Origin of the sequence: Aminobacter sp. DSM 101952, from assembly GCF_001424795.1 — a bacterium.
Lineage (GTDB): Bacteria > Pseudomonadota > Alphaproteobacteria > Rhizobiales > Rhizobiaceae > Aminobacter > Aminobacter aganoensis.
On record NZ_LMCL01000035.1, the window covers coordinates 162,311 to 181,336 of the forward strand.

General features: G+C 66.7%; 16 protein-coding genes and 1 riboswitch. All 16 genes read right to left on the reverse strand.

The features are described from left to right. Positions 1 to 7: 7 nt before the first annotated feature. Positions 8 to 1,720: an IucA/IucC family protein gene (locus tag ASC75_RS26550; protein ID WP_055982228.1), complete on the reverse strand. Its 1,713-nt coding sequence runs from the start codon at positions 1,718 to 1,720 to the stop codon at positions 8 to 10. Further along, positions 1,704 to 3,485, reverse strand: a complete 1,782-nt coding sequence (locus ASC75_RS24840) for an IucA/IucC family protein (protein ID WP_055982231.1) — start codon at positions 3,483 to 3,485, stop codon at positions 1,704 to 1,706. The genes ASC75_RS26550 and ASC75_RS24840 overlap by 17 nt, the downstream gene beginning before the upstream one ends. 85 nt (positions 3,486 to 3,570) lie before the next feature. After that, the gene (locus ASC75_RS24845; protein WP_055982235.1) at positions 3,571 to 3,855 is read right to left on the reverse strand and encodes a DUF2218 domain-containing protein; all 285 of its coding nucleotides are present in this window, start codon (positions 3,853 to 3,855) and stop codon (positions 3,571 to 3,573) included. Positions 3,856 to 3,922: 67 nt separating this feature from the next. Further along, the gene (locus ASC75_RS24850; RefSeq protein WP_055982238.1) at positions 3,923 to 6,229 is read right to left on the reverse strand and encodes a TonB-dependent receptor; all 2,307 of its coding nucleotides are present in this window, start codon (positions 6,227 to 6,229) and stop codon (positions 3,923 to 3,925) included. A gap of 128 nt (positions 6,230 to 6,357) precedes the next feature. Beyond that, a complete protein-coding gene (locus tag ASC75_RS24855) occupies positions 6,358 to 7,329 on the reverse strand; it encodes a FecR domain-containing protein (protein ID WP_055982241.1) in 972 nt (323 codons plus the stop codon). A 115-nt stretch (positions 7,330 to 7,444) separates the two neighbouring features. Further along, a complete protein-coding gene (locus ASC75_RS24860) occupies positions 7,445 to 7,948 on the reverse strand; it encodes a sigma-70 family RNA polymerase sigma factor (RefSeq protein WP_055982244.1) in 504 nt (167 codons plus the stop codon). Positions 7,949 to 8,328: 380 nt separating this feature from the next. Then, entirely contained in the window at positions 8,329 to 9,234 is a 906-nt protein-coding gene (locus ASC75_RS24865) for an energy transducer TonB (RefSeq protein ID WP_055982247.1), read from the reverse strand. Further along, positions 9,231 to 9,692, reverse strand: a complete 462-nt coding sequence (gene exbD / locus ASC75_RS24870) for a TonB system transport protein ExbD (RefSeq protein WP_055982250.1) — start codon at positions 9,690 to 9,692, stop codon at positions 9,231 to 9,233. Before exbD ends, ASC75_RS24865 begins: the two co-directional genes overlap by 4 nt. A gap of 11 nt (positions 9,693 to 9,703) precedes the next feature. Beyond that, on the reverse strand, positions 9,704 to 10,804 hold the full coding sequence (exbB, locus tag ASC75_RS24875) for a tonB-system energizer ExbB (protein WP_156381383.1): 1,101 nt from the start codon (positions 10,802 to 10,804) through the stop codon (positions 9,704 to 9,706). Between the two features lie 237 nt (positions 10,805 to 11,041). Then, positions 11,042 to 12,073 (reverse strand): hypothetical protein, encoded by a 1,032-nt coding sequence (locus tag ASC75_RS24880; RefSeq protein WP_055982253.1) that lies wholly within the window; start codon positions 12,071 to 12,073, stop codon positions 11,042 to 11,044. Then, on the reverse strand, positions 12,070 to 12,861 hold the full coding sequence (locus ASC75_RS24885; RefSeq protein WP_162244959.1) for an ABC transporter ATP-binding protein: 792 nt from the start codon (positions 12,859 to 12,861) through the stop codon (positions 12,070 to 12,072). Before ASC75_RS24885 ends, ASC75_RS24880 begins: the two co-directional genes overlap by 4 nt. Further along, positions 12,858 to 13,859, reverse strand: coding sequence for an iron ABC transporter permease (locus tag ASC75_RS24890; protein WP_055982259.1), 1,002 nt, complete (start codon positions 13,857 to 13,859; stop codon positions 12,858 to 12,860). The genes ASC75_RS24885 and ASC75_RS24890 overlap by 4 nt, the downstream gene beginning before the upstream one ends. Beyond that, complete coding sequence (locus ASC75_RS24895; RefSeq protein ID WP_082496753.1) at positions 13,856 to 14,722, reverse strand: ABC transporter substrate-binding protein; 867 nt, start codon at positions 14,720 to 14,722, stop codon at positions 13,856 to 13,858. Before ASC75_RS24895 ends, ASC75_RS24890 begins: the two co-directional genes overlap by 4 nt. Before the next feature lie 11 nt (positions 14,723 to 14,733). Continuing rightward, positions 14,734 to 16,509 carry a TonB-dependent receptor gene (locus ASC75_RS24900; protein WP_244487928.1) on the reverse strand — a complete coding sequence of 592 codons (1,776 nt, stop codon included), beginning with the start codon at positions 16,507 to 16,509 and terminating at the stop codon, positions 14,734 to 14,736. A gap of 265 nt (positions 16,510 to 16,774) precedes the next feature. Next, a riboswitch (cobalamin riboswitch) is annotated at positions 16,775 to 16,977 on the reverse strand. A gap of 151 nt (positions 16,978 to 17,128) precedes the next feature. Then, positions 17,129 to 17,935, reverse strand: a complete 807-nt coding sequence (locus ASC75_RS24905) for an arginine deiminase family protein (RefSeq protein ID WP_055982360.1) — start codon at positions 17,933 to 17,935, stop codon at positions 17,129 to 17,131. A 100-nt stretch (positions 17,936 to 18,035) separates the two neighbouring features. Then, on the reverse strand, positions 18,036 to 18,881 hold the full coding sequence (locus tag ASC75_RS24910) for an AraC family transcriptional regulator (RefSeq protein ID WP_055982263.1): 846 nt from the start codon (positions 18,879 to 18,881) through the stop codon (positions 18,036 to 18,038). Positions 18,882 to 19,026: the final 145 nt, after the last annotated feature.

The window sequence follows — 19,026 nt, forward strand, 5'->3', positions numbered from 1 at the left end:
TTTCCCTTCAGGCGTGGGCGGTGGAGAGGGGGTTGGAAACGGCGTGGCTCGAACGGCCGGTGTTGAGCTTGCGGGCAAGCAGCGCCTCGGCAGCGATCTCGGGTCGGGCGAGGCCGAGCTGGGCCTGGCGCGCGGCCACGCCGTGGCCGGCGGCATAGTCGGACAGCATGTGCCGGACCGTTTTCCAGAAATCGGCCTCGCGCAGTCCGTAATGGGTCTGCAGCAGATGCGAGATCTCGGCCATGTTGAAGACGAACAGCGCGTCCGTCACCAGTTCGCCGAGCGTCTCGACGTCCTCCATCCAGTAGTACTGGTCGGGAAGGGCCTCGCGATAGGCCGGGTCGAGCGCCAGGAAGTCGGGCACCTTGCCGGGGTCGCGCAGGAAGTGGGGCACGTATTCGACGCTGTCGTGGAAGTCGCGCAGCACCAGCCGGACCGGCCAGCCGTCGCGGTGGACGAGCACCATGTTCTGGCCATGCGCCTCGGTGGCGATGCCGTGCCCGACCAGCAGGTGCCAGACCGGCAGGATGGCGACCTGCAGCAGCTGACCGAGCCAGGCACGGAAGCCGTGGCGGCGGACCCACTCGTCGATGAACGGCTTGCCGTCATGCTCGATCGCCATCAGCGCGTTGAACGGCACCGCCTGTTCGCCTTCGCCGAGCACCGAGGTGACGCTGCGGCGCCAGATCGCGGCGAGCTGGCCGGCGAGCGGGCCGTTGCGGCCGGCGATGATGCCGGCATATTCGTCGAGCACCGTCAGCGGGTAGGCGGTCCGGAACAGCGGGTCGCCGGCGACGACGTCGCCCAGCCAGCATGAGATCACCGGCGCCGTGCACACCGAATGCGGCTCGATCGTCCGCAGCGACGACGAGTTGCTCATGTTCATCGACAGCTTGACGTTCGCCGCCTCGGGCCGGTCGGCATTGAGCAATGTCCGGATCGACTGGCTCGCCGTGTAGCGGTCGCCCGAAATGCCGGCGAAATGGGCCGTTCCGTCCGCCAGCCATGGCGCCAGCAACGTGTCCTTCAGCGCCGTCCACTGCCAGGGATGCAGCGGCAGCAGCGCGAACTCGTCCAAGCTCAAGCCAAGCTCGGCACGCCGCAGGTCGATCGTGGCAAAGGTCTCGGCGCCGAGCTCTGCCGTCCAGAACGCCGCTTCATCCACCGGCAGCCGTTGGCTTACTTCTGAACGCCGCACCAGCAGCCAGGCGAGCTGGAAGCTGTTGCCGGCTTCGGGTCCGAAGTCGCGATGGTCGCTTTCGCTGAACCCCGTCCGCGCCTTGAAGCAGGGATGGTAGGCATGGCCTTCGTCCAGCGCGCCTTCGAGCGCGGCGAAGCCGAGGTTGCGGCGCGGGCCCTGTGGCAGGTTGCGGTCGTTCCAGCTGCAATGGGCAAGTGTGCTCTGCAATTCGCCGAGCAACCGCTGCCTGTCGTCCGCGGATGCCGGCAGGCTCCCGACCATCTCGTCCAGCGCAGCCGGGCGCCAGGTGCCGTCGCATCCTTCGCTCTCGACCGAACCCGGCGCGATGCGGATGCGGCTGAACGCGCCTTCGACGCCGGCGCAGCGAAAGCGCTTGCCCTCATGCGACCATGAGAAGGCAAGCTGGCCGCCGTCCTCGGCAATCGTTGCCGCGACGAGCTTTTCGAACAGCACGGCCTCGACAAGTTGCCTGACGATGCGCTCGTCCGGGCGCCCCGGCAAGTCAAGAGGCAAGGGCACTGCCGTCTCCGTGATAGAGGCCGGCGATGGCGGCGAAGAGCGGGTTGGGCTGGCGGGCGTAGAGCGAACGCTCGTTGCTGGTCTGCAATTCGTCGACGTCGAACAGCCGCGTCATCAGATTGGCCTTGAAGGCCACCGTCGGGCGGTCGAGCACGCCGCGGACGAATTCGCGGCCGACGGCACTGGTCGTGCGCGACAACACCTCCAGGCGGTCGCGCAGCAGGCGCAGCAGCACCTCTTCGTCGATCAGGCCGTCATGCCCCATGCGGGCGATGACCGAGAAGATCTGGTTGACGACAAGGTAGTAGGCGAAGCGGTCCTGGATGTCGCGGTCGTCATAATAGAGCGAGGCGATCTCGGCAGCTTCCGGCACATGCAGGCTGAAGCGGGCGCGGTATCGCTTGGAGAGGTAGAAACCCTGGTTGTCGCGGTAGTAGCTGGCGCTCGGATAGCCCTGGCTGACGTCGAGCAGGCTGTTCTGCTGGTGCGCCTCCAGTGCCAGCCCGAAGTCGTCGTAGAGCGACACCAACGGGTCGAGCGCGCAGTCGAGATAGCGCTGGAACCAGTGCTTGCAGACCAGTTCCGGATGCGTTCCGTCGCGCAGGCACAGCGCCCTGATGATCCGCTCCAGCCGCGACTGTTGGCCCGGCAGCGGCTCGGCGGTGAGTGCGGCGATGGTGATCTTGCCGCGCCCCCCGCAGGCGACGAACGGGTTCTCGCGCAGGATCACCTCGAAGCCGCTTTCGCAGCGGCCGGGAAGGTCGAGGGTGATGTAGGCCGGGTCGGCGATCACCTTGAAACGGCTGTCGCCGCTGCCGATGCCCGTCCGCCCGAGCAGCTTGGCCACGGCGACACCCGCTTCCAGCTCCTTGCGGCTGTTGACCCTGAGCGAATTGGTGATGCGCACCGGCAGCGAGAACTTGAGCATCCACGGCAGGTCTTCGTTGTAGACCGTGCGCACCGAAGACGTCGCCGTGAAGGCAGGGCCGGCGGCACCGGCGAGCCTGAGCTTGCCGGCGGCCACCAGATCGCGCACGCCGTCATCGAGCAGCAGCGCTTCGGCCTGCAGCGGGTGCATCGGCAACAGCATCTCGCCGGGCCGCGTTTCGATATCGCCGGCGCCTGCCAGCGCAGCGACGATCTCCGGCGCGGTCTCGGCGGCTGCCGACTTGTGGCTCACGACAGAGGCATCCGCGGCGAAATAGACGAGCTGGAATCTGCCGTGCAGCTCGGGGGCGTAGCTTGGTTCCTGCCACGACGTCATGCCTTGCCGGCTCTTCGGCGTCGGGTGCAGCGAGTGCCCGAACACCAGCGACTGTTCGGCAGCGATGAAGCTGTCGTCCTCCGTAACGTCACCATGCGCTTCGATGTAGCGCAGCGTCTGCTGGTAGCTCTGCAGTGCCCGGCCGAGCAGTTCGAGTTCGCAGCCGCGCATGGCATCGCTGCGCTCGTCGTGCAACTGCCTGTAGGCTTCGTGCAGCAACAGTTGCAGTGCCGCGAACGGCTCGCTGTGGCGCCAGCCGGCGTCGGTCGCCCGGCGGACCCAGGTCTGGCCGAAGCGGTGCGGCCCGCAGCGGGAATGCGACACAAGCTCGGCGCGGAGCACAAGTTGCTGGGCCGCCAGCACCCACTCGATGCAATCGACGGGATCCTCGGCTCCGCCTCTGTGCTGGGTCACCCTGCCGGGCGAGATTTCACGGACATAGCAGTTCGCGAAATTCTGGAACGTCGCATGTTCGGCAACCTGCCGCGGCGTGAGCTTCATCTGTCGTCACCATGTGGTTGGACCGACCGAATGCCTTGCAGCAGCTAGGTATCTGACGGATTTTATCGGAGAACGAAGGCTGGCCTCAGGCACTCCACTGGATGGCACGCCCGGGCTCGCGGAAGGCGAAGCGGGCGAGATGGTCGTCGATCACCGACTTGGTTCGAGCCAGCTGGTCGGCATCGGGTGCGTCCAACCGGATGGTCAGCGCAGTGTCGTCGGCTTCCAGCACGGCATGGCCGAACGGGAAATGGCATTCGCCGCGCCGATCGGCATGGGACACCTCGATCTTGTGCGCGAAGTGCTTGCAGAGCTGGGTCAGGTACTTGGCGCCATGTTCGGTTTCGAACCTGCCCGACGATTGAACCATGGTTTCGTTCCCTGTCCGTCGTTGATGCCAAAAGGGGCACCACGGGCAAGGCCCGTGGCCACCGGGTTCAGAACTTTGCGGTTGCGCTCAGGCGGAACGACCGGCCGGGTTCCAGCAGCGGTTTGACGTCGCCGAACTCCTGTCCGTAGGTTGCCCTGCTGGCATAGTCCTCGTCGAACAGGTTCTTCACCTCGCCGCGGAAGGTCAGGTTAGGGTTCGACGGCGGCTGGTACTCGACGAAGACGTTGACCACCTCATGCCCCTCGATCTTCTTCGATCCGGCTGGAACCTTGTCGTAGTCGAGGGCGATCTCGACGTCGCCGCCGACAGTCACGCCCCAGTCGTCGAACCGATGCACAGCCGCCAGCGTGAAGATTTGGCCCACCGGGGTCGCCAGGTAATTGCCGAGGTAGGAATCGGCCGGGGCGCCATCGATCGTCACGTCGATGTTGGCATATTTGACGCTGACATTGCCTGCGCCCCAGTCGTAACCGCCGCCGAGCGTGAAGCCCTGGGAACGGACATCATGAGCCTCGATGGCTCGCCCGGGAGCCCAATAGGCGGTGCGGCCGTCATAGATGTCGGTGCGGAAGATGCCGGCTTCGAGCGTGAAGCCCTGATAGGTGGCGACCAGTCCGGCGGTGAGGTTGTCCGAGGTCACCGGCTTCGGCCCGTCGCCGTAGTTCCAGTTCGGATTGAAGTTGAAGTTTTCCGCCAGCGGCACGCCGGCCCAGACATGCGAATAGCCTGCCTTGGCGGTCAGGAAATCGGGCACGAGATCGTATTCGCCGGAGATGTTGCCGCTCAGTCCGGCATTGGTCCATTTCTCGCCGGTGGTTCCCTCGAACCACTGGTTGTCGCCACGTGCGCCGAAGGAAAGCCGCGTTCGATCCCAAGGCTCCAGCCGGGCCTGGGCGTAGAGGCCAACATTGCTGGCATACTCCGTGGATGAATCCTCCCTCGCATCCAGGTCGGCGCTATCCTTGTAGAAGTCGAGGCCGGCGGTGATGCTGCCCATGTCGAGGGCGAAACGATTTTCCGCCTTGCCGTTGAAGCTCTCGGTCTTGCCGACACCAGGATAGGTGTCCGACTCGGTGCTCGGGGGCACGGGCCTCGGATAGATCAGCGTTTCCACCCGGGCGCTCGTATAGGCGATCACCACTTTCGGGTCCCACCATCCTTCAGGCGTCTCGTCGGTATAGGTGAAGACCGTGCTGCTGCGGTCCAGCTTGTAATCGCGGATCGGCGGCTCCCAGTACTTGGGCGGATCGAGTTCGCTCATATTGGCACGGAACGGTCGTGGCGCGTCGTCGCGCAGCTGCTCGTGGCTCAACTCGAAGCGGTGGCCGTCTTCGGCCTGGTAGGCGACCTTGCCGATGCCGCTCAGCAGGTTGGCGCTGGTGCCGTCGATGGTGGCTCCGTTGCCGGCGGTGTAGTTGTCGCCCTTGGCGAAGTTCAGGTAGCCGAAATATTCGAATCCGCCTTCGATGCCATAGGCCGACAGGCCGACCGTATGGGTCTTGCTGTTGAAGTCGTAGGTTCCGGTGACAAGCCCGCCGATGCTCTTGCCCGGCTCCAGCAGGTCGCGCGCGTCCTTGGTCTCGTAGGCGATCGCGCCGCCCAGCGCGCCTGGTCCGGCATCGGCCGGCGCCACGCCGGCGTCGACGCTGACGGCCTTGAGCAGCGACGGATCGATCAGGTTGGTCGCGTTGTGGTGGAACACCTTGTTGTTCTGCCGCGCGCCGTCGACGGTCACCGCAAGGTTGGTCTCCTCGATGCCCTGGACATAGACCTTCTGCGACATCGGCAGGGAGCTGCCGACGGCAATCTTCGGCTCGTCGGCGAAAACTTCCTGCAGGTCGGCCGGGTTCTTCCGCGCCAGGTCCTCCGCCGTGATCTGGACGTGGTTGACCCCGCCTTCGCCGCCTTGGGCGTTGATGTCGATCGTGTTCAGGACGACCGCGCCATTGGCCGCGACGTTGAGGCCACCGCTGGCAGCACTCGCCGTTGCCGACTGGATCGACACCGTGTTGGGGCCGGTGAAGCGGTAGTTCAGGCCGCTGCCGGAAAGCACGCTGCCGAGCGCCTGCTCGGCCGAGATGTTGCCGGAGACCGCAGGCGCGCGGGCCGAGCCGATGTCGGCCGTGCCGAAGGCGATCTGCAGGCCGGTCTGCGCGGCGAGCTGCTTCAGTGACTGCGCCAGCGGCTGCGCCGGCAAGTTGATGCTGTGCATCTGCGCCGACTGCGCCTGGGCAGGAGCGTATGGCACGGTGGCCACGAGCATGCCCGCGCCGAGCGCCGTTCCCATCAGAAGCCGCCGCAGCAGGCGCCCCGACGCCGTGCCGCCAAAATCCCTGTTGCTCTTGCCCGTCATGCTGGTCCCCAAAAAGCGTGGCGCACCCATCCACCGAGCGCCTTCGATGGTGTGACGCGCGACGGGGCCCGTCGCCTAAAGAGCTGTCTGCATTTTTTCTGAAATAAGTTGGCGCGAGTTCGTGAGGGTCAGGAAATGACGATGACGACGCCCGGAACCCGGCGCACCGAAAGCCCCTGTGTATGCGCCAGCGCCTCGATCGCCGCATGGGCGTCGCGTGTCAGGAACACCGCCGTGATCGGGCTCGCATCATGCGCATGGGTGGTGAACACCAGCCGTTCGGAAACGTAGCGGCCGAGCTCGGCGACCGCACTGCTGAACGGCCGGGCGTCGAACACCACGCGACCGGCGCGCCAGGCGAGTTCGGTGTCGAGGTCGACGTCCGAAGCCGACCTTGGTGCGCCGCCGCTCAGGTAGCGGGTCTGCTGTCCGGGGGCGAGCGACACCATGTTGGCGGCAGCGCCCGCCTCTCCGCCGGTCACCGAGACGGTTCCTGTCGATGCGGTGACAGTGACCTCGCCGGCGATCGAGCGCACGGCATAGGCACCGCCATTTGCGTCGCTGCTTCCGCCAAGCGCCGAGACGCTGAACGGCGCGCCTGCGGCCGGCTTGACCGCGAACTCCGCCTCGCCGGCGAGCAGGCTCACGAGCCGCCGGCCGGCCCGGAAATCGATGGCAACGGAACTGTTGGTGTTGAGCAACATCGTCGAGCCGTCGGGCAAGGTGGCCGTCGCCTGCTCGCCCGAGCCGGTGGTGAAGTCCGAACGCATCCATGTGATGACACGCGGCGCAGCGACAGCCGCCGCCGAGGCGGCAAGCGCCCCGCCGACGAGGAGCGAGCGCCGGCTGACCGGTCGACGCAGCGTTGGCACCGCAACGGGCGCGGCAGGCGGGTTGCCGTCGTTCACGCCTTGCAGCAGCTGCCAGAATTGCTTCTCGCGGGCGAATGCGCGGGCATGTTCCGGCGACTGCGCCTGCCAGGCGCGGAATCGCTCGAGCTCCTGCCGGCTGAGATTGCCGGCTGTCAGCCGAACGATCCAGTCACGCGCATCGAGTGCGACGCCTCGGTCGATCTCGGATCGTTCTTGCCCTTTGCCCATGCCCGTCACGCAGCACGTGCCCGCTTGCTACGGGCACCCCAACCATCTTGCTATCATAGACGAGCGAGACGGCACCACGCCTAAGCGTCATGGCAAAATAAATGTTGTCGCAGGCCTAAGCCTGACTGTCGCGCAGTTCGGCCAGGCGTTCGACGACACGTCGGATGTGGTAGTAGACCGCCTCTTCGCTGATGCCGATCTGGCGCGCGATCTCGCGATGGGAAACACCATTGATCCGGTTCATCAGGAAGATGCGCCGGCTCCGTTCGGGCATGTCCTGCAATGCCGCGTCGACGGCGCGCAGCATGTCGCGGCCCATCACGATCCGCTCGGGCGAAATCTCGTCGACCGATTGCCACAGCAGGTCGTTGACCTCGGCGTCGATCTCGTTGCGTCGCTGCTGCTTGCGGAAATGGCCGATGGCGGCGTTCTTGGCGGCCCGCATGGCGAAGGCGGCGTGATTGTCGATGGCATCGTCATGCCTGACGTTGGACAGCCTGACCCAGGTATCCTGGAGGATGTCTTCCGCCGTTGCGCTGCAGCCGACACGGCCGCGCGTCAAAGCCTCGATGCGCGGGCGCAGCGAGGCAAAGCTCTGTAGTAGCCTGGTGAGTTCCATCTTGCTCACTCTTCTTCACGCCAGTTCGCGCTGGCAGGCCGGTTCCGTTTGGAAACGACGGCAACGCAGGCTCACTAGGCGTTCAAAAAATGTCGTGCAACCCCAATGTCTTAGCGAAACGGGGCGGGTCGCACGAAAACCTTCCTATTTTTATCATGTTTAGTGTTTGATTCTGCTGCGCTAACTGCGGCGCGACGTCTCGCTCCGGCACGAATTGTCGCAGCACTATGTTGGGAGGGTGTGGCGAATTGGGCACAGCGCGGGCCGCAACCAAAAGGTGAGCACGCCACGCCGCCGCTCGCGGACGCTGCCGCGAACGGTCGGTGCAAGCCTGGAAGACCGCCGCCCGTCCCGTTTTCACGGCAATGGCAGGCCCAGCGTCAGCGCTTGAAGTCGATCGGCACGATGATGCTCGTCGGCACCGAAGGCGGCGGCGCCGGGATCGGCGACGAGCGGCGCACCAGGTTGACCGCGGCCTCGTCGAGGGCCTGGTCGCCGGAGGAACTCACCAGCCTGACCGACAGCACGTCGCCATTGGTGTTGAAGGAGAACCGGACGGCGACCGAACCGCGGCTGCGCACGTTCCTGGGCTTGTGCCGGTTGAGGTGGGAGTAGACGCGCGACTGCCAGCGCGCCGGCGACATCGCCTTGCCGCCACCCTGTCCCGGCGCGGGCGCGCGGGTGCTGTCGGAATTCTGGGCCGATTTCTGCGAGGCCTGGCTGTTGGTCGCCGCCGGCTTTTTCTCGACCTTGGCCTGCTTCACCGGCTCCGGCTTCTTTTGCACCGGCTTCTTTTCGCGCACCGGCTTTTCGACCGGCTTCGGCTTCTTGATCTCCGGGCGCGGTTCGGGGATGGCCATTGCCACTTCCGGCAGCGGCGCCTCCACGATGTCGGGCACAACCTCTTCGACGGGCTCCGCCTCGGTCACCTCTTCCAGCGGCTCGGGCGTATCTTCGGCGACGTCCTCCACGGGCTGGGTCACCGGCTCGACGGGATCCGGCGTGATGGTCTCGGTCGGCTCCTCGACGGTTTCGGCAGCCTGGCTGTCGACGAGGTCGGTCGTATCCTGCGGCACTGCTTCCGGCGCCATCGCCATCGGCGCGAGGTCGATCATCACGGCGGATTGCGCCTGCATCTCGTCCAGCATCATCGGCGGCTGCCGCTGGAGGTACCAGGCACCGGCGAGATGGACGCTGACGATGACCATGGCCGCGCCCGACCACAGCGCCAGTTCGCGGCGGCTCATGCCGCCGAGGCCGAAGCCGAGATGCGCCGCCGCCGTCATTGCGGCTGGCCGTCGGTGGCTGCGGCCGGCGTGGCCTGGACCTGTTCCAGCCCGACCAGCGCGATCTTGAGATAGCCCGCGCCGCGCATCAGGTTCATCACCTCCATCAGCTCGCCATAATCGACGCCGCGGTCGGCGCGCAGGAAGATGCGGCTTTCCTTGTCGCTCTTGGCGGCCACATCCAGCTCTTGCTGGAATGCGGTGCGGGCCACCGTGTTCTGGCCGATCGAGATGCTGAGGTCTTCCTTCAGCGTGACGTAGAGCGGCTCGTCCGGGCGCGGCTGGGCGGTCGCGGTCGAGGCGGGCAGGTCGACATTGACGTCGACGGTCGCCAGCGGCGCGGCGACCATGAAGATGATCAGCAGCACCAGCATGACGTCGATGAACGGCGTCACGTTGATCTCATGGTTTTCCTGGAGGTCGTCGTCGTCGGCCGATTGTCTGATTCCGCCTGCCATCGGACCCTCTCCTAGACCGCGACCGCAGGCGCGTGGCGGCCATTGGCCGGTGCGGCCACGGTGACCGCATGCGGACGCTCGTGCTGGCTGCGCTGCGGCTGGCGGTCGAGATCGCGGCTGACCAGTCGCTGCACGCCGGCCGCGGCGTCGGCCAGGCCCTGGCGGTAGCCGGTGATCGAGCGGGCAAAGACGTTGTAGACGACAACGGCCGGAATGGCGGCGATCAGGCCGACGGCGGTGGCCAAAAGCGCCTCGGCGATGCCCGGCGCGACGACCGCAAGGTTGGTGGTCTGCGATTCCGAGATGCCGATGAACGAGTTCATGATGCCCCAGACGGTACCGAACAGGCCGACGAACGGTGCCGTCGAGCCGATGGTGGCGAGCACGCCGGTGCCGCGGCTGAGCCGGCGGCCGGCCTGCGCCTGGATTCGGATCAGGCGGGATTCGACACGCTCCTTGATGCCTGCGGGATCGCCGTGGCCGAGGTCGTGGCCCGACATCTCCATCTCTTCGACCGCTGCCCGTACCAGCACGCCGCCGATGCCGGCATGGTCGCCAAGCGCCTGCGAAGCGTCCTCGAGACGGCGCGCGCCGAGGATGCCGCGCAGCGCCTTGGCAAGGCGGGCCTTGCTGCCGGCAATCTCCAGTGACTTGGCAAGCCAGACGGTCCAGGTGATCAGCGAGGCGAAAGCGAGGCCGATCATCACCGCCTTCACCACCCAGTCGGCAGCCATGAACATGCCCCATGGCGACAGGTCGTGCGGCAGCGTGCTGGCCGGGACCTCGGCGGCGGGCGCTGCGCCGGTCATGTTGTCGAGCGGCGCTTCGATGCCCATGGGCACGGCACCGGGCAAACGGTCGCCAGTTGCGGCCCCGCCACCTGCCGGAGCAGGCGATGTCGTGGGCGCTGCGTTCGGCGCGGCTGCAGCAGGTGCTGGCTGCGGCACCGCCGGTGCACCTGAGGCTTCTCCGGCGGCGGCCGGGGCCTGCGCGGCAGGAGCCTGGGACGTGGGGACAGCCGGCGCCTGGGCGGCGGGTGCCGGCTGGACGGGCGCATTGCCCGGAGCGGCGTCTTGGGAGAACGCTGCTGTTGTTGATGCGACGAGACACATGACGGCGAGGATCTGCGCGGATCGGCGGATCGGCCCGGATCGGCCGGCCTTGCCTTCACTTGCGATGAGCCCACTGCCTAGCATCTCGAATCTCCGACTTCGAACCATTTGACCGGTGGCTTGAGCGCCTCTTGCCCGGCCGGGTCGGGAGCCCACTAACATTCTTGACTTCTTTTATCAAGAAATCATCGGAAGGCCACGCCCGTTTTGTTCGCAAACGTCTCGTGCATGGCGGCGTCAGTGGCCGGGAGCGTCGTCATCTTCGGTTTCCGTTGCGGATTGCTCGAAGGCCGCTTGCCAGTCCGCAACCAGCCGGGCGAGCGCGGTATCGCCAAAATGCGCAGCGAGATGGGCCTTCTGGCGCAACGCGACCCGCATCGCCGACCGGGCAAAGCGGCCGGAGGGCGCTTCGGTTTCGATCGGCGACAGTCCGGCAGCGAGCGCGCCGTCGACATGTATCCGTCCGGCCAGGGCTTCGGCCGTGCCGAAGCGGGTCATCATCTCCTGGAATGCGCCATGCAGGATCGGCTCGAACGGCCGGTCGCGTCCGAGCGGATCGATGACGGGGTTGCCGGGGTGAAGCGCGCCGAGCGGCAGCAGGCCGTCGGGGATCGGCGCGTTGGCCGAATGGGTACGCCCGCCCTTCAGCAGCTTCGGCAGCACATGCGTATGTGGCCCCTCCGGCGACACGCCGCCGGTGTCCGGTCCGCCGATCTTCTGGTAGACCTCGACGCGGCCGATATTGGTCAGCGCGACGCGATGCGGGTGCGTTCGCAGGATCGCCGGCATGGCGCCGCTGGCAGGGTCGAACACCGACCGGCCAAGATTGGCGCGCAGCTCGACCAGGAGCTTCGGCTCGCTGGTGCGAATGCAGAAATCGCATTGCGGCAGGGACAGGCCCATGTCGAACAGGATGCCGGTCCGGTCGATGCCGCGGATCGCGTGGTCGTCCGGTCCGATCTCGGTCAGCACCGATCGGCCGCTGCGCCGGGCCTTGGCATCGGGCAGGCACAGCGCCAGCGCCTGGCTCCAGCGATGCCGCCTCGGGCTCAGCGTCTCGTAGGCGACGGGCACCAACCCGGCCATTATGCTGCGTTCCAGGCGGATGCCGCCGCGCCGCGTTGCCCGGGTCAGGAGTTGGCGGTCGTCGATCACCGCGATCTCGCCGTCATCCTGATGGAACTCGGCGATGGCGCCGAACGTGCCCATGCTCCATCCGCTTCGCCAGTCAAGCAGGTGATGGCGCAGCAGCTGCTCCAGGTGGGTCATGGCAAAACTCCGGTTTCGGCGACGAGATCGAGTGGCTGCACCACCAGCCCGCCCGCGCTCTCGCCGAAAAAGGCCTCGACACCGTAGACGGTGCGCAGCGCCTCGGCGGTGAGCACGTCGGCAGGTGGTCCGTCGGCGACGATCCGGCCGCCGTCGATGAGCAGCAGGCGGGTGCACCAGCGCGCTGCAAGTCCGAGATCGTGCAGCGAGGCGACGACGCTGCGTTCGCTCGCCGCAAGCTCGGCGAACAGGCGCATCAGCGTGATCTGGTGCGACGGGTCGAGGCCTGCCGTCGGCTCGTCTGCAATCAGCAGCGGCGTTTCCTGGGCCAGCGCCCGGGCGATCAGGACGCGCGCCTTCTCTCCGCCCGACAGTTCGGTCGCCGCCCGCTCGCGGAACCCGTCCACCTCCATCCGCTGCATCGCCCGTTCGACGGCGGCGCGGTCGGTGGCGGTGAGCGCCGCAAACTCCGGCCGGTGTGGCGAGCGGCCGAGCGACACCAGTATCTCGACCGGAACCGCCCAGGCGATCTCGCGCTCCTGCGCGACATAGGCCATATGGAGTGCGCGCTCCCTGGCGCCGACATGGGTGGCGTCGAGCGTCCCCAGGGCCACGGCTCCTTGCGAGGGAATGAGCCCCAGCAGTGCCCGCAGCAAGGTCGACTTGCCAGCGCCGTTGGGCCCGATCAGGCCGATGAACTCGCCCGGCATCACGGAGAAGGAAATGCCGTTGAGCACCTGCCGCTTGCCCAGCGATGCCTTGAGATTTTGAACGTCGAGCAGCATCACGCGAGCTTCCTTCTCGTGCGGTAGACCAGCCAGAGGAAGAACGGCGCACCGACGATGGCGGTCAGCACGCCGAGCTTGAGGTCGCGCTCGGGTGCGATGACCCGAACCAGGATGTCGGCGGCCAGCAGCATGCAGGCGCCGCCGAGAGCGCTTGCCGGCAGGAGTCGCGACGGCCGTGCCCCGACCAGGGGACGAAGCATGTGCGGCACGACGAGGCCGACAAAGCCGATGGCGCCGGCCACGGCCGTCGCCGCGCCGACCGCCGATGCCGTGCCGAAGACGGCAAGAAACTGCACCCTCCGCATGTCGATCCCCATGCTTGCCGCCGTCTCGTTGCCGAGGGTCAGCGCATCCAGCGCCCGGCCCAGCATCGCCAGCATCAGCCAGCCCGCGAGCATGAACGGCAGGGCCAGCCAGACATGCGCCATCGACCGGTCGGTCAGCGATCCGAGCATCCAGAACATGATTTCGAGCGCGGCGAACGGATTGGGCGACAGGTTGAGCGCCAGCGAGGTCATCGCGCCGGCAAAGCTCGACACCGCCACGCCGGCCAGGATGATGGTCAGGGTGCTGCCGCGCAGGCCGGCGAGAGCTTGAACGACGACGACGGCCAGCACCGCGGCGGCCAGCGCCGACAGCGGCAAGGCGAGCGGGAAGATCGCCGCCAGCCCGGAATAGATGGCGATGACCGCGCCCAGCGAGGCCGAGGCGCTGACGCCGATCAGCCCCGGCTCGGCCAGCGGATTGCGCAAATAGCCCTGCAGCGCGGCACCGGAGAGGCCGAGCGTCGCCCCGACCATCAGGCCGAGCAGCGCGCGCGGCAGGCGGATCTCGCCCATGATCAGTTCGATGGCGCCGGCCTTGTCGGAAAACAGTGCGGCGATGCTGTCGCTGAAACCAAGCGCTGCCGGACCGACGGTCAGCGAAAGCAGGAACAGGATCGTGGTGAGCGCGGCAAGCGCCCCCAGCACCAGGCCGTAGCGAGAGGTGTCGCTCATTGGACGCCACCCTTGCCGTCGGCGGCGTCGCGCATCAGGCGCGCGGCCTCGAGCGTGAATGGCGCGCCGCAGATGGTGTAGCGCGCCGGAACCGGCACGGTGCTGCCTTGCGCAGCAATCGCCCGGTATGCCGGGTGAACGAAATTCTCCTGTGCCAGCGCCGGTGCATCGTAGCTTTCGCCGCCGCCGGCGACGAGATCGGGCTGGGCCAGCACCAGCATCTCGAGCGGCAGACGGGCCGTGCCGCTCAGGCCCAACTCGTCGGCGACATTGACGAGGCCCGAGAGCCTGACGATGTCGCCGACCAGGGTGCCCGCGCCCGACGTGTAGCTGTTGGCATAGTAGGTCGCGACCGTCTTTCCCGAGGCCGGCCGGGCGGCCAGTTCAGCCACCCCATTGTCCAGTTCCGCGACCAGGTCCGCCGCCCGCTCACGCCGCTCCAGCACCTCGCCCATGCGGACGATGTTCGCCCTGATCTCGGCGATGGAATTGTCGGGTGCGAATTCCTCGACGCGCGTGCCGAGGCGCCGCAACAGGGCAACGGTCGACCGCGTCGTGTAGGCACCCGCAAGCACAAGGTCGGGCTGCATCAGGAAGACCTCCTCGGCGAGGCCATGGTTGACGACGAGGCCCTTGGCGCGCCCGGCGAGCACCGACGTCTCGGGGTCTCGCGCCAGATATGAGACGGAGTGCAATTGGCCCTCCGCCGCCACCAGCATGGCCAGCTGATCGGTGCAGACATTCATCGAGACGACGCGTTTCGGCGGCGCGGCGATGGCCGGGGCAGCGGTGCTGGATATGGCCCCCGCCAGCACGAGCAGCCACGCTCGACGGCGGGGGATGCGGAAGCGATCGGTCGGCATGCTGGCTCCCATCAGAACACGCGCGTGAAGCTCAGGCTGAAGGTCCGGCCCGGCGCGCGATAGTTGGTGACGGTCGAATACTGCTCGTCGAACAGGTTCTCGACCGAGAATTTCAGGCTCGACTGCGCATCAAATGTGTAGTTGGCGGCAAAATCCACCGTCACGTAGTCGGGCAGTTTTACTGTGTTCGCAGCGTCGGCGTAGCGCGCTGCGCCGTAGAGCAGCCTGGCGGTCAGGTCCAGGCTGTCGGTCGCGGCAAAACCCAGCTCGGCAGTCGCCTTGAAGCGGTCGCGATAGGGAATGTAGCGGCCGTTGTCCTCGTTCCTGGGCGAGCGGTAGTCGATCGATGCCTTGCCGCTCCAGCGGTCGCCGAACTCGTGCGACAGCGATGCCTCGACGCCCGTCACCTTGGCGCGCGCAACGTTGAAGGGGACGTAGGTGGGCGGGTTGGAGGCGATCGCGTCGCTCAGCCACGTCTGGTAGAAGGCGACGTCGAGCGTCGTGCTGTCGGTAGGCCGCCAGTTGACGCCAAGTTCGTAGGACCGGGATGTCTCCGGCTTCAAATTCGGGTTCGAATAGCCGGGATAATAGAGGTCGTTGAAGGTCGGGGCGCGGAAGCCGGTGCCGTAGGAGGCCCGGGCGACGAGATCGGGCACGATCTCGAAGCTGGCACCGATATTGTAGGTGGTGGCACCGCCGAACTGCTCGTTGTGATCGTAGCGCAGCCCGCTGTCGATGGTCAGCGCGCCATATTCGACCGAATATTGTCCGAACACCGCCCCGAGACCGCGCGAGGTGACGTCGAAATCGACGGTGGTATCGACCTGTTCGCGATAGGCCTCGGCCCCGCCGGTCACGACATGGCGGGCATCGCCGGTCTCGAAGGTCTTTTCGGTCGAGGCGAAGATGCCGTAGCGCTTGGTGTCGAACCTGCTGTCGCCCGGAACCCCGTCACGGAAGTTGGTCGAACTGTCCAGGCTGCTGGACAGCTCGACAGTCGAGGACCAACTGTCGGAGTGCTTCAGCCGCGCACCTGCCTTGCCGGCAAACGTGTCGGTGTCGACTTCATTGCTGGACGGGAAGGTGTCGTCATATTGCGAACGGCCGCGTGCGAACAGGCCGTCGGCATAAAGCCTGCCCCAGTCGAATTCCTTGGCCAGCGAAAAATTCAGCGAGCCCTGCAGGAAGCCGTCATCGTCGGGCTCGTGGCCCCAGGCCAGCGGCGTGGTGAAGTCGTAGCCGCGCGTGCCGAGAATGCTGCCGCCGACGGAGTAGTCGACGCCTCCTTCGCTGCGGCCGCGCACATCGCCCGAGACATAGCCGCCCCATGGGTATGTGACGCCGGTGGTGATGCTGGCGCAGGCACTGCGGCCGTCGGCGCACTGGCCACCTTGCCTGGTGATGATGTTGACGACGCCGCCGATCGCGTCGGCGCCATACTGGGCCGAGTGCGGCCCCTTGGCGATCTCGATTCGTTCGATCGAGGCAAGGGGAATGTTGAAGATCGAGCTGGTGCCGCTGGTTGCCGAGGCGGTGCGGATGCCGTTGACCAGCACCAGAGTCTGCCCGGCCGACATACCGCGCAGGGAGACGTTCGAGGCCGAGCCCTGGCCGCCATAGCCGATGATCGACACGCCGGCGTAGCGCTTGAGCAGCGACGGCAGGTCGGCGGCCGCCGATGTCCGGAGCTCCTCCTCGTCGATGACGGTGACCGACGACGTCGAGCGGACGAGCGCCGTCTCGCGCCGCAGCGGCGTCGACACCACCAGCGGTCGAAGCACGGTCACGTCGTCGCGCGACGGCGACTGCTGCGCGTGGGTTTGCGTCGGAATGACCAGCGCGACGGCGCTGGTGGCGAGGATGAGTCTCTGCAATTCTGCCCCCAAATGGTTCGGTGGGCGCGACAGGCATCGCACCCGGTTCCAAACCGCAGGCAAGACAGGTCGGCAGGCAGACATTGGGACAAGATCGACCCGGCGGCCTTCCGCATGCGGCAACACTTTTCAATGTCACCGCCACGGGCGACCGCGCCTGACCACACCCCGTGGACAAGCATGGGTGACCGGAACGGGCAGGTCTCCTGACTTCCGTGTCATAGCCTTCTTCCGCCTTCCCGAACGCACGAATGCGTTCAGTGGCATGATGGAAGAGGCTCAACGGTTACAGTTGCGGGGGCAGTCGCGGATTTGGCCTTCGGCCTCACCGTGTTCCCTTTTCATCCACCTTTCGGTGGAACCGATTCCGGGGTCGAGACTAGACAGCCGGCGGAAGCCTTGTCAATTGATCTGTTGCTGTCGGACGTCTCGTCGGTTGCGATTGTCGCAAACCGCCCGGTCCGTTGTCGCGATCCCTACATTGTCACGAAGCTTGACCAATACTTGCCGACGCTCAGGGACGGCATGCCGATCAAAGGCGTTGGCCGCGGTGCCAGCGCAGCGACATGCACGACAGGCCGGCGTCGATCTTGCCGATCTCGGTGGTCTTGAGCGCGACCACCTGGTAGCCGAGCTTGTCAAGCATCGCGATGGTCCGGGGGTAATCCGCCCCGACCATCACCACGTCGTTGACGCGCAGCGCGTTGGCCGCCGGCTCCTCGCCCTCGGGGATGAGCACCTCGCGGAAACCCTTGAACACGCCCGAGCGCGCAAGCCGCTTCGTCGACAGCATGGTCTCGCCGTCGAGCAGTGAACAGTCGCTCTTGAAATGCAGCACGCCTTCCGGCGTCTGCACGATCTCGCCCTTGCGCCCGAGCCGGTCGAGGCTGGCGATCAGCCCTTCGGCACCAGCCCGGTCGGTGCGGGCCGACAGCCCGATCATCACGCTTCTCGGCGTCGTCAGCACGTCGCCGCCATCGGCATAGCCGGGCGTGGGCAGGTCGACCACGGTGCCGAACATGGCCTTCAGCGTGGGTGCGATCTCGACGGTTTCCCTGACGCGCGTCTCGGCGCCGGGCCGAAGCAGGATCGCCCCTTCGGGAAACACCAGCGCCGGGTCCTCGACGAAGATCGAATCGGGAAACGCCTCAAGCGCCGGCAGCGCCGTCACCTCCACGCCTGCGGCGCGCATCGTCGCGACATAGGCCGCATGCTCGGCCTTGACGCCGTCATAGGTCGGGTTGCCGCGGTCGTCGGCGCGCAGGCCGTTGACAACCGACCGAGCCGGCTCGCGCACGATGGCCGCGTTGAATTCGTAGACCGCTGGCTTGGACGTCATGTCGGTGCGCTCGTGCTGGTGGGGCGAGGTCCGCAGCCTGCCCGAAACGAAGTGGCATGTCGACGGGGCAGGCACTGGGCCAGCGATCGTCGTCGAGCCGCTATTGCCCCTGCGCCCGCCTGAACTCGCTTGGCGACTGGCCGGCGATGCGGCGGAAGTCGCGGCTGAAATGATAGGGATCGGCATAGCCGCAGCTTAGCGCTACGGCAGCGATCTTGATGTCGGCTGCGATCAGCAGGCGCTTGGCCAGGTTCATGCGCTCGTGGCGGATCCAGTCCATCGGCGTCGTGCCGGTCTTTTGCTTGAACTGCCGGTGCAGTTGCGAGGCGCTGAGGTTGGAGATCGCGGCCAGTTCCTCGATGGGCCAGTTGCGCGCGATGTCGGCGCGCACCTCGCGCATCACCCGCAGCACGCGTTCGCCGCGATCTTCCGAGCTGTCCTGCTCGCCGCGTTCGGCGACGAGCGTTTCGACAAGCCGGGCGACGACGGCGCTCGAAATGGCGTCGGTCGTCTGCCCGCGCCGGGCGAGGTTCTGGATGGCACGCTCGAAGCCGGCAGCGACGCCCTCGCCTTGTGTCGCAAACAGCGGGTTGCCGGCAACACGGAGGAACGAGAACACGGCGTCGAGCCCATGGCCCTCGATGCTCATCCAGAGATAGCGCCAGTGGTCGGCATCGGGGTAGCAGCCATGGGCATATGACATCGACGTGTCGAGCCAGGCGATGGTGCGGGGCCCGGCCGCCGCCCGGCTGCCGCCGGTCTCGATCAGGCCCTGGCCGGACAGCGTGCAGATCAGCGTATGGTGGTGGAAGCGCCTGGTGACGAGGCCGTCGCGATGGCCGAAATGCGTGCGGCCGGCGACAAGGATCTTGTAGGGAAAGGCATCCGCATGCCGGCCCGGCGTGTGGAAGAAGATCGAATTGCTTTCGTCTGTCCCGTTGGTCATTTTTGCGCAGGCGTCGCCGTCGGAGGGTTTCGCCTACTGTACCTGTTTGCAAATCGCGATGCGAGTTTTATCCAGCATCGTGCGAGTGGCATGCATTCATCTCGCCGCCATTGCCGTTAGACTGGATGGTGGCGGCCTCCATGCT